At 70.2% G+C, this 11,557-nt stretch carries 7 protein-coding genes; 4 read left to right on the top strand and 3 right to left on the bottom strand.

The annotated features are described in order from the left end of the window. On the bottom strand, positions 1–505 hold a 505-nt coding region (locus ACWGJ2_RS39170), incomplete at its 3' end, for an IS701 family transposase (protein WP_453351178.1). A 958-nt stretch (positions 506–1,463) separates the two neighbouring features. Here ACWGJ2_RS39170 and ACWGJ2_RS39165 point away from each other — a divergent pair. Together ACWGJ2_RS39165 and ACWGJ2_RS39160 are read left to right on the top strand one after the other, a co-directional pair. Continuing rightward, positions 1,464–1,976 (top strand): hypothetical protein, encoded by a 513-nt coding sequence (locus ACWGJ2_RS39165; RefSeq protein ID WP_453351177.1) that lies wholly within the window; start codon positions 1,464–1,466, stop codon positions 1,974–1,976. 366 nt (positions 1,977–2,342) lie between these two features. Next, entirely contained in the window at positions 2,343–5,987 is a 3,645-nt protein-coding gene (locus ACWGJ2_RS39160; RefSeq protein WP_453351176.1) for a tetratricopeptide repeat protein, read from the top strand. 261 nt (positions 5,988–6,248) lie between these two features. Here the strand turns inward: ACWGJ2_RS39160 and ACWGJ2_RS39155 are convergent, their stop codons facing one another. Then, positions 6,249–7,598, bottom strand: a complete 1,350-nt coding sequence (locus ACWGJ2_RS39155; RefSeq protein WP_453351175.1) for a class I SAM-dependent RNA methyltransferase — start codon at positions 7,596–7,598, stop codon at positions 6,249–6,251. Positions 7,599–7,831: 233 nt separating this feature from the next. Then, the gene (locus ACWGJ2_RS39150; protein ID WP_453351174.1) at positions 7,832–9,922 is read right to left on the bottom strand and encodes an APC family permease; all 2,091 of its coding nucleotides are present in this window, start codon (positions 9,920–9,922) and stop codon (positions 7,832–7,834) included. 69 nt (positions 9,923–9,991) lie between these two features. Here ACWGJ2_RS39150 and ACWGJ2_RS39145 point away from each other — a divergent pair, with 69 nt between their 5' ends. Both ACWGJ2_RS39145 and ACWGJ2_RS39140 read left to right on the top strand, forming a co-directional pair. Then, on the top strand, positions 9,992–10,663 hold the full coding sequence (locus tag ACWGJ2_RS39145) for a potassium channel family protein (RefSeq protein WP_453351173.1): 672 nt from the start codon (positions 9,992–9,994) through the stop codon (positions 10,661–10,663). Then, positions 10,660–11,322 (top strand): potassium channel family protein, encoded by a 663-nt coding sequence (locus ACWGJ2_RS39140; protein ID WP_453351172.1) that lies wholly within the window; start codon positions 10,660–10,662, stop codon positions 11,320–11,322. The genes ACWGJ2_RS39145 and ACWGJ2_RS39140 overlap by 4 nt, the downstream gene beginning before the upstream one ends. The last annotated feature ends 235 nt before the right edge of the window (positions 11,323–11,557 follow it).

Raw genomic sequence — 11,557 nt, 5'->3', positions numbered from 1 at the left:
CGATGCCCGCCGTGCGGCACCGGCCGGCATCCTCCGTCCACGACTTCGGCAGGTACAAACGGCGGTCGATCAAGGTGCGGCCCCGGCTGGTCGCGCAGGCGAGGAAGACCCCGACCTGGCAGTTCTCCGTGCGTCCCGCAGTGCCGGAGTACTGCCGCTGGACCCCGGCCGACCGCTCGCCCTTCTTCAAGAAGCCGGTGTCGTCCAGGATCAGCACCCCGTCCGGGTCGCAGAGGTGCTCGACGACGTAGTCGCGCACGTCCTCCAGCACCTCATCCGCGCTCCAGTCACAGGAGTTCAGCAGCCGGTGGATACGGTCCGGACCGAGGTGACCGGCCTGCTCGGCCAGCGTCCAGCCGTTCTTCCGCTCCAGCGGAGCCATCAGCCCTCGCAGATACGCCAGCGCCGAGGCACGCGGCTCACTGCGGGAGAAGCGGTGCACGAACCGCTCATGCAACTCGACCAGGCCAGCCGTCCACCGCACCACATCAACGTCCCCACCCACGACAAACTCAACGAGCAGACTGCCGCCCCGTCACCTCAAACGCCGTTGCAGTACTAGTCGCCATCGACTACGACTGCCGGGACGGGGGCTTGACCTCGAACTACAAGCTGTGGGTGCTGTGGTAGTCACCAGGCTCCATCCACCAACAGCGTGGGGACGTGCTGGCCGTCAGCAACGGTGACGGTGAGAATTCCTACGGTCCGAGTACGAGCCGAAGCCTCCGGGATGAACAAGCCCCGGAGGCTTCGCGCTGCGGAAGGTGCGCTACGAAGCGGCCAGTGAGTCACACTCTGCTGGACGAGATCGGCTGCTCAGTACCCGTTTGCCATGCCGGGTTCGGAGTACCGTGGGCGGCATAGCCTGGCTGGGTGCCCGGGGACATCGGGCAGACCCGAGAGCGGTGTTGTGAGGGCTGCGGCGTGCGGCTTCGGCCGGGGGCGCGGTCTGACGCGGTGTACTGCTCGACGGCGTGTCGGTGCAGGTCGTGGCGGCTTGCTCGGCGGCTGAAGCTGCAGTTGGCGGCGGTGCAGCGCGGTGAGGGTGAGCGGGAGTGTCAGGTGTGCGGGGCCCGCTGGGTGGCGAGGGTGGACCGTCGCTCGAAAGCCGTGCACTGCGAGGGGTGTGACACAGTTACTCAGCGGCTCCAGCCGGAGCGGGCAGCGACGGCCTGACGGGCCTGGTCCAGGGTGATGCCGGGGACGTTCCGCCTGCAGCTGTTCACCGCTCCTGGGGCGCACCCGGTCGCGGTGGCGACCCAGATCGCCCTCACTGAGGGCATGGGGCTGATGAACGGGGTGGAGAAGTTCGCAGGCGCGGTGTGGGAGCGGCACTGCCTCGCTGAGGACCAGTCGCCGGTGTGGGTGGAACGGCAGCTCGGGCCGCGCTGGTCGGTGATGACCGACGAGCAGATGCAGGATCTGGTCGGCGCCCGGTCGCCACGGATCGAGGCGTCAGCTACGTGCCGCGCGCCGCCGAGCCGGAACCGCTGCTGGTGTTCGAGGGGTTCGCGGTGGCCCGTCTCGCCCGGCCGACCCCGTTCCGCGAGCCGGTCTGCATGCCAGCCGGGATGCCCTGGTGGCGGCGCTGGATGCGTCAGGTTCTGCCGGACCACGAGGACCGGTCGTGCTGCTGGTACCACGGTGGCGACTGGCACACGGTCAACGCGATGGCGCTGAAGGTCCTCGAGCGGGCCCGCGCCCAGTCCGTGGATCCCGACGACATGGAGGAGTTCGCCACCGCCTACGCGGCCGGGGCCAGCGCCACTCAGTGGGAGAGCGAGGCGCTGGCCACCCTGTTCAGCATCGGGGACGCGATCCAGCCCGCCAGCGGAACCGGCTACATCAACTCAGCAGCGCACCGCCCGCCGTCGTCGCAGTACCGACTGGGTCGGCGGCAGCCGGGCCGACTTTTCGCCCAGCGGGCGAGCTGCTGTGACTCTCGCCCGCATTGCCCGGCCGCACCCGCCACCTGACCGCGCTCGGCATTCACCACTCCCTCCGAATCTGCGAACGCCGGGGAGTCGATACCCGCCAACGCGCCTGCAGCGGGGCTGACTCTTGGGCGACCAGATCAATCAGGCGGCTCTCACACCAAGCCCTCACCACGACCCAGTAGACGAGCCTCCGGGCGCTGCCAGTCGAACGCAGCATTGCGAGACTGAAGCCCTGGCAGATCCTCGGCGGAACCCGCTGCGGCCCCCACCCGCAGGCAGTCATCGGCGCATCCATCCTCGCCCTGGAGCGTTAACGCTGAAAAGGCTCGATGTCAGACCCCGGAGATAGGGTCCGTCCGTGAGGGGCCGGGGCGTGTGACCCCGCGGTGCGTCGGGGAGGAACACATGGCTCTTTTGACTTCCGCGCTGCTGGCCAAGGCGGCCATGCCGTGGGCTAGCAGGCTTGCGCTGAGCGGGTTCACGAAGGTCGTTCGCAGGCCCAAGGTGGCGCGTGCTGCGGCCAAGCGGGCCGCAGAGGCCGGGATTCCAGTGACGGCGACATCGCTGCGGGTCTGGCTGGCGCGCAAGGACACCGGTGCACATCTGCGCGACTGCAGCGAGGCATCGCTCGATCAGGCCGCCGGACGCCTCGCCTTCGTGATGCCCGGCGCCAGCGCTGAGGAACGCCGTCGCCAGGCGCTGCAGGTGCTGTGGATGGTGATGGAGGAGTCGGTGCGTGCCGCCGATCCCTCGCAGGCGGCCCTTCTCGTCGGTAGCTGGGGACTGCAGACCACTCAGGAGGAGGGACGCAAGACCCGGGACCAGCTCCGGGAGCTCCAGCAGGGCGTGCGAGGCCGCGACGTTCTCGAGCAGGCCGTGCGTACGCTCAGTCCCTGGGCCGCAGAGGAGGCCCTTCTGCTCGCCACATCGTGGCCTGGCGTGACCCAGTGCATGGACATCCTGTCGGCCTCGGGGCGACAGCGCGGGGACGTCCTACGGCAGTGGGCGGACACGCACCCGGCGTGGCTTGAGGACGCCCCCGTCGGCGCCTACGCCTGGCTAGGCCACCTCGCCGCCGACTACGACGCCTCTGGCGCGTCCCGGCACTACTTCGAAGTGTGCCTGCGAGAAGGGGGACACCCCCGGGACTACTACACGATGTTGGCGGCTCTTCAGGAGGAGGACGGCACGAACGAAAGCGCACGCCGCTACCTCGATACGTACGGTGATGGCAGTTCATCTCTCCTGACGGCGCTTCGCGGCCTTCTCGGCGGCGAGTGGGAGCAGGGCTTGGCAGATCTCAGACGGTGGGAACCACACCATCCACGAGCTACGGCCATCAAGACCCAGCTTGAAGCCAAGGCACTGCTCCACCTCCAGCGGCCGGGGGAGGCACTGGCCGTACTGCGGACGGCCGACGAGACCTCCAGCGGCACCGGAATGGCCTTGGCTGCCGCGCTCCTGGAATACGCCCGCCACAGCCGGACCACGAACAGGCTCGGTGCCGGCCAGGAGGCCCTGGCCGTGGCCCTCCGCGTCAGGAACAACCGTCGGAGCTGGTCGGGCGACAGCACCGAAGCGGCCGTGCTCGCCGTACAGGCAGCCGTGGTGAGCGAGGACTTGGCCCTGGCGTGGAAGCTGACCCGGCCAGCGCCGGACGGGGAAGCCGAACCGCATGAGGCGGAAGACCCCCGTATGGGCGCGCAGACCGCCCTGGTCGCCGCCATGACGGGACGGTGGCGGGAGGCCGAGGAACTGGTGCAGTGCATGCCGCAAGGGTTCGCACGAGCGCAGGCCGCGGCAGTTCTGGCGGAATCGAAGAACGGGCACGGCACCAATGCCACGGATGTTCGGCGGTTGTGGCAGGAGGCATGGGAAGTCGCCGTCACGGAGGGCGAACAGTTCACGGCCGCGGCCGGCCTGGCCTCCAGCGGTGCGGATCTACCCGACCTTAGCCACCTCAAGCCCTCCTTCGGCGAGCGCGTCCAGGAACTCGAACTGCTCGCCCGGGCCCTGCACGCCGAGGGAAGTGATCCGCTGAGCCTGCTGCGTGCCCACGTCACCAGGAGCCTGGCGATCGTGGTAGCGCTCGCCGAGCGCTACCACCGTGCCGGAGATATCGCTCTGGCCGCCGAGACCCTCAGAGAGGGTTCCGTCGAATGGAACGACGCGCGGATGATGGCCATGGCCGCAAGCCTGTTCCTGGAGACCAAGGACCATCCGCAGGCCCGTGAGTGCGCACAGAACGCGCTGCGGATGGCCGGACCCGGCTGGGCAGGGCAGGGCCGCATGTACGCGCTCCTCGTCGATGCCGAATCCGCCGACGGACACGTCGACCGTGCCACGGAAGCGGCTCTGCGCCTCCTCGAACTTGACCCCTTGGACATCGACGCGCGCTGGGCCCTGGTCAAGTGCTACGCGATCCGCAGCCTGCTTGACCAAGCGTGGCAGGCTCTCACCACCGGCGGGCAGGTACGGCCCCTAGATCCACGCAGCTCGGACGAGACGGCCCTGTGGGTCATGCTCGGCGCACGCTTCACCACCGACCCACACTTCACCGGACGGGCCCTTGCCCTGACGCAGCGCTGGCGTGACGACAGCGACCTGGTCGGCAAAGTCCTGGCCAACCTGCACTGGCGTGCCATCCAACCCGCACCGCCCCTCTCCGAGCAGGACGTGGAACAGCTCCGCACCGCCACCGCCGCGTACCTGGAGCGCTTCCCCGACAGCACCGTCTTTCGCGCCGTCCAGATCGGTCCCGAGGACGATCCCCTCAAGAACGTCGCCCAAGAACTTCGCCGTTCTCACGAGAACGCCAAGGAGCTCCACCGCAGGACCGCCACCGGTGAGCTGCCCGCTGGCATGCTCGTCCTGTCCTCCGGTCGCAGCTACGCTGAAATCCTGCTGCGACCCTCCGCCGAACGCCCGCACGTCTACGCCGCTGACGCAGTCACCGATCCGGCCGAAGCCGAAGCCGTGCAGGCCGCCCGCTCAGGGCGAGTGGTCGTAGACACCAGCGCCGCCGTCACCCTTGCCCTCTTGGAACCGGGCGTGGCCGAACGGCTCACGGGCCACCCCCGGTCACTCGTGACGACCGACCAGCTCTTCACCGACGCACTGCACGCGCAGGAATCACTCGCCCTGCGCACCGACATGGTGCTCACCTGGGACGAGGACGACGCCCGTCCGGCCGTCCGTACCACCTCCGCCGAGCGCCTCGCCCGAATGCGAACCGCATCAGGGCGTCTCGTCGAGGTAGTCCGGGCAATGCCTCGTGTGCCGCGGCCGGAACTGCGCAGCCTGCGGCAGCTGCCCGTTCCCAGGAGCAGCACGCACTGGCTGACAGCCCTCGACCACTCCAGGGAGCACAGTCTCGTCCTGTGGTGCGATGACCGCGCCCTGCGGGCTGTCGCGCGGTCCGAAGGAGTGGCCGCCTTCGGCACCCTCGCGCTCCTCGGCGCCCGCGTCGACGCGGGCCTGGCCACGCCAGAGGAAGCCCTGCTGACCAAGGCCGAGCTGCTGCGGAACCACTACGTCGACATCCCCTTCTGCCCCGATCTCTACCGTGCCGCCGCTCTGGCCGACGGCTGGCAGGCCGGAGCCGTCGCCGTGGCCCTCTCGCGTCCCTCCGCCTGGGCCGACGCGAAGGCGACCGCAGCCTTCGCGCTCGACGCCGCTTCCCGCACCGTCGGCACTCTGCCGCACGAGGCCGCAGGATGGATCAGCGCTGCGTACGGCGGTCTTCACCGGGCCACGCCGTCCGCGCACCGGCAGCGTAATCTTCGGGCGTTCTCGCTGCAGGTTCTCACGCAGCCCTGGATCTCGTCGTCCACCCTTCCCTTCGCGTGGGCCGGGCTACGCGCCGGCGTGGAAGCCGTAGGCGACAGCGATGCTCCTCTGGAAGCGGCCCTGACCCTCTACCACCAGGCTCTCACCCAGGAGCTGACACCCTTGGTCGCCGCCAGCACCTTGACGGCCATGTTCGTCCATACCAAGGAGGCGGACCGCGCCATGGCAGCCCGCATAGTGCTGACCTCCGCCGAGCACTGAGCCCGCAGCCCTCGGCAACGAACCACTCGATCAGCTCCTGTACCTTCTCCCGCCGGGCTCACGCGACAGGCAGCTCGTCATAGGGCGTGTGCCTCAGCACCCCATCGATACACACCACTCGACAGGGCTCGACCTGCCCGAAAGTTCGCCTAACACCCCATCAGAACGAGCGTCAAATGAGCGTCACGAGCGTCATTTCAGCGTCAAGATATCGCCCGTAACGCCCACACCGCACATAATGCGCACGCACAAAACCGCAGGTCAGGAGCCCTTCGCGGCAGGCTCCAGGATCGCCACGCACTCCACATGATGCGTCATCGGGAAGAGGTCGAAGGCGCGGAGGAAGCGGGGGCGGTAGCCGGACTCGGTGAAGTATTTGAGGTCCCGGGCCAGGGCCGCCGGGTCGCAGGCGACGTAGGCGATACGGCGCGGGGTGAGGGCCGCGATGTGCTGGACCGTGCGTTTGCCCGCGCCCGCGCGGGGCGGATCCAGGACGACGAGGTCCGCCTCGGTGATGCCCGTGCGGGGCAGCACCGACTCGACCTTGCCGTGCTCGACGCGCACCCGGGGAAAGTCCTCCAGGTTGCGCCGCGCGTCCTCGACGGCCCGCTTGCCCGACTCGATGCCGAGGACGGCGCCCGCCTCGCCCACCCGGTCGGCGAGCGCGCCCGCGAAGAGGCCGACGCCGCAGTACAGGTCGAGGGCCATCTCGCCCTTGCGCGGGGTCAGGCCGCGCATGACCGCGTCGACGAGGAGGTCGGCGGCCTGCGGGTGCACCTGCCAGAAGCCGCCCTCGCCGACCCGCCAGGTGCGCCCGTCGGCCCGCTCGCGCACGAAGTCCCTGCCGTGCACCCGGTGCACGCTCTTGACGCCCGTCTTCGACTCCCCCACCCGCAGCACGGAGACGGGCTTGTCCAGCTCGACGATGGGCAGCCGCCCGCCGGGCCTCGGGGTGAGGACGACCTGACGGTCCTGAGAGCCGGTCGCCGCGATCGCGTCCACGGACGCGATCTGCGGCCACTCGCGCTTCTCGATGCCCAGCTCGTCGATGCCGGGGGCCGCGATCAGGCAGCGGTCGATGGGCTCGACGTCGTGCGAGCGGTGCCGTCGCAGGCCCGCGCGCCCCTCCTCGTCGATCGCGTACTGGACCCGCGTGCGCCAGCCGGGCACCTCACCGGGCGGCAGCTTGTCCCCGGGCGCCGGTTCCACCGTGCCGTCCCAGGACACGTCCTGCGGGGTCATCCCGGCCAGGCGCTCCAGCTGCTCGGTCAGCACCTCGGCCTTCAGGCGGCGCTGCGCGCCGGGCTTCGCGTGCTGCCAGTCGCAGCCGCCGCAGCGCCCGGGGCCCGCGTAGGGGCAGGGCGCCTCGACGCGGTCCTTGGAGGGCTGGAGGATCCGCACGGCGTCGGCGCGCAGGAAGCGCGAGTCCTCGTGGCCCTCTGTGACGCGTGCGACGACACGCTCGCCGGGCAGCGTGTGGCGTACGAAGAGCACCCGGCCCCCCTCGGTACGGGCGACGCAGTGCCCTCCGTGGGCGACGGGACCGACCTCGACCTCGTACTCCTCGCCGACGAGCGAGGGTGCGGGGGCTTCTGCGGAGGCGTCGGGCATGCGGGGTGGCTCCAGATGACGAGTGGGGCGAATGGGGGCGAATGACGACAAGCGGGGTGAGTGGTGGCGCGGTGCGGCGGGAGGCCGCGACGCGCGGGGTGCGGCGTGCCGGGGTCGTGCCGGGATCCGGTGTGACGAGCAGCCGTCCAGTCTACTGCCCGTACCCGCACCCTCCGCGCAGCGGGCAAGGGCGGACACAGGGCCGGGCCGACAGGGCCGGGCCGGCCCGGCCCTCACTGCTCGCGCTGCCCGTGCCCCTCCCCGCCCTTGCCCGCCGACATCCCGGCCGCCGACTTCGCGCCGGGCCGGATCGCGGGGCCACGGCGCACCGAGCCCGGCGCGTTCCACTCGGCGCGGCGCTTGGCCCGCTTCCTGGCCACCTCCGAGGACTCCAACTGCCAGGGCACGGAGGTGACCATGACCCCCGGCGTGTAGAGCAGGCGGCCCTTGAGCCGCAGGGCGCTCTGGTTGTGGAGCAACTGCTCGTACCAGCGGCCGACGACGTACTCGGGGATGTAGACGCTGACGACGTCCCGCGGATTCTCCCTGCGCAGCCGCTTCACGTACTCGATGACGGGCCGGGTGACCTCGCGGTACGGGGAGTCCAGGATCTTCAGCGGCACGCCGATGCCGCGCTCCTCCCACTGCTTGCGCAACTGCACCGTCTCGTCCGCGTCGACGCTGATGGTGACGGCCTCCAGGCTGTCGGAGCGCATCAGCCGCGCGTAGGCGAGGGCACGCAGCGTCGGCTTGTGGATCTTGGAGACGAGCACGATGGAGTGGACGCGCGAGGGCCGCACGGTCTTCTCGTCCGTGTCGTCCACGGCGAGTTCCTCGGCGACCAGGTCGTAGTGCCTGCGGATCGCGGTCATGACGGCGTAGAAGAGCGCCATGCCGACGAGCGAGACCCACGCGCCGTGGGAGAACTTCGTGATGAGGACCACGATCAGCACGAGCCCGGTGAAGAACGCGCCGAAGGTGTTGATGGCGCGCGAGCGGTGCATGTGGCGGCGCCTGGCCTGGTCGCGCTCGGTGCGCAGGTGCCGGTTCCAGTGCCGGACCATGCCGGTCTGGCTGAGGGTGAACGAGACGAAGACGCCCACGATGTAGAGCTGGATGAGGCGCGTGGAGTCGGCCTCGTAGACCACCACGAGTATCGCGGCGGCCCCCGCCAGCAGCACGATGCCGTTGGAGAACGCCAGCCGGTCGCCGCGGGTGTGGAGCTGACGCGGCAGATAGCGGTCCTGCGCGAGGATCGAGCCCAGCAGCGGGAAGCCGTTGTACGCGGTGTTCGCGGCGAGGAAGAGCACCAGCGCCGTCGCAGCGGCCAGGAATATGAAGGGAATCGATCCGTCACCGAAGACCGCGGCGGCCACCTGCGAGATGACGGGGTTCTGGGTGTAGTCGTGGCCGGCGGGATGCCCGTTGATGAGCAGGTCCTTGGCGGGGTCCTCGGCCATCTTGACGCCCGTGCTGAGCGCGAGCGCGATCACGCCGCAGAACATGGTGACCGCGATGAGGCCCATCATCGCCAGCGTGGTCGCCGCGTTCTTCGACTTCGGCTTGCGGAAGGCGGGCACGCCGTTGCTGATGGCCTCGACGCCCGTCAGCGCCGCGCAGCCGGAGGAGAAGGCGCGCAGCAGCAGGAACGAGAGCGCCAGGCCCGAGAGCCCGCCGGTGTGCTCGCTGGCGATGTCGTAGTCGGCCGTCGGGGCGCGCATCTCCTCGCCGAGGACGGCGCCGCGCACGACGCCCCACACGATCAGCGCGAAGACACCGGCGACGAAGCAGTAGGTCGGGATCGCGAAGAGCTTGCCCGACTCCCGCACGCCGCGCAGGTTCATCAGCGTCAGCAGCACGATCATGGCCACCGCCACGAGCGTCTTGTGCTCGACGATGAACGGCACGGCCGAGCCGAGGTTCTCCACCCCCGAGGAGATGGAGACGGCCACGGTCAGCACGTAGTCCACCAGCAGGGCGCTGGCCACGGTGAGCCCGGCCCGTCTGCCCAGGTTGGTCGTGGCGACCTCGTAGTCGCCGCCGCCCGAGGGGTACGCGCGCACGTTCTGCCGGTACGAGGCGACGACGGTGAACATCAGCACCACGACCGCGACCGCGATCCACGGGCTGAAGTGGTACGCCGACACTCCCGCCACCGACAGCACCAGCAGCACCTCGCCCGGCGCGTAGGCCACCGAGGACAGCGGGTCGGAGGCGAACACGGGCAGGGCGACGCGCTTCGGCAGCAGCGTCTCACTCAGGCGGTCGCTGCGGAGCGCCCTCCCGAGGAGGAGTCGTTTCGGTACGTCGGTCATCCTGGACACGGAGAGGATCGTATGCGGTCAGTCGTGCGATGCTGGGACGGCCCGCTGTACGGGACGAGAGGGACGGGCGTGCACGTTGTGATCATGGGCTGCGGCAGGGTTGGTGCCGAGCTTGCCCAGACGCTGGAACAACAAGGCCATACGGTCGCGGTCATCGACCAGGACCCGACGGCTTTCCGCCGCCTGGGCTCGGGCTTCGGTGGCCGCCGGGTGACCGGTGTCGGCTTCGACCAGGACACCCTGCGGGAGGCCGGTATCGAGGAGGCCGGTGCCTTCGCCGCGGTGAGCAGTGGTGACAATTCCAACATCATCGCCGCTCGCGTGGCACGGGAGATGTTCAGCATCGAGCACGTCGCCGCGCGCATCTACGACCCGCGGCGGGCCGAGGTCTATCAGCGGCTCGGCATTCCGACGGTCGCCACGGTGCGCTGGACCGCGGACCAGATGCTGCGCAGGCTGCTGCCCTCGGGCGCCGAGCCGCTGTGGCGCGACCCCAGCGGGGGCGTCCAGCTCGCCGAGGTGCACGCCTCCCCCTCGTGGGTGGGCTACCGCGTCAGCAAGCTCCAGGAGGAGACGGGCGTACGCGTGGCCTTTCTCACCCGGCTGGGCGAGGCCATGCTGCCGACGTCCCAGACGGTGTTGCAGGAAGGCGACCTGGTGCACGTGATGATGCGCTGCGACCAGGTCGGTGAGGTCGAGGCGGCGTTCGCCATGGGGCCCGAGGAGGCTCGTCAACGATGAGGGTTGCCATTGCGGGCGCGGGCGCCGTGGGGCGTTCGATCGCGGGTGAGCTGCTGGAGAACGGGCACGAGGTGCTGCTCATCGACAAGGCGCCCACCGCGATCTCGGTCGAGCGGGTCCCCCAGGCGGAGTGGCTGCTGGCCGACGCCTGCGAGATCACCTCGCTGGACGAGGCGGCGCTGGAGCGGTGCCACGTGGTGATCGCGGCCACGGGCGACGACAAGGTGAACCTCGTCGTCTCCCTGCTCGGCAAGACGGAGTACGGAGTGCCGCGCGTCGTCGCACGCGTCAACAACCCCAAGAACGAGTGGCTGTTCAACGAGTCCTGGGGCGTCGACGTCGCCGTGTCCACCCCGCGCCTGATGTCGGCGCTGGTGGAGGAGGCGGTGAGTGTGGGCGATCTGGTGCGTCTGATGCGCTTCTCGCAGGGCGACGCCAACCTCGTCGAGCTGACGCTGCCTCCGGAGGCGGCGCTGGCGGGGACCCGGGTGGGCGATGTCACCTGGCCCGAGGACACGGCGCTGGTGACGATCATCCGCGGCAACCGCGTGCTGACGCCAGATCCGGACGACGCGCTGGAGGCGGGCGACGAGCTGCTGTTCGTCGCGGCCCCGGCGCGCGAGGAGCAGCTGGAGGAACTCCTCTCGGTCCGCGCGTAACGGCCTGACGCCTGAAGGGCGCCACGGCGGGGTGCGGTACGCCGTTCGGAGCGGCGGAGAGCCGCGTGAAGCCGTGCGATGAGGCCCCGTTCCCGTCCTGTCGACGGGAACGGGGCCTCATTCGTGGCCGGTGGGCCGGTGATCCGTGGACGGCCAACGGGCGCCGGTGCGCCTCCGGCGCGGGCTCCCGGTCGCGGGGCGCGCCGGGCAGGGCCCGCGAGACACCCTGAGAGGG

The organism is Streptomyces sp. NPDC054796, from assembly GCF_053611545.1.
This window is presented reverse-complemented; position numbering and strand designations above follow the sequence as displayed.

What these genes read in the sequence shown, in the direction of transcription:
- ACWGJ2_RS39160 (WP_453351176.1), top strand. Translation starts at nt 2,343, where the DNA reads ATGGCTCTTTTGACTTCCGCGCTGCTGGCCAAGGCGGCCATGCCGTGG.
- ACWGJ2_RS39140 (WP_453351172.1), top strand. Translation starts at nt 10,660, where the DNA reads ATGAGGGTTGCCATTGCGGGCGCGGGCGCCGTGGGGCGTTCGATCGCG.
- ACWGJ2_RS39155 (WP_453351175.1), bottom strand. Translation starts at nt 7,598, where the DNA reads ATGCCCGACGCCTCCGCAGAAGCCCCCGCACCCTCGCTCGTCGGCGAG.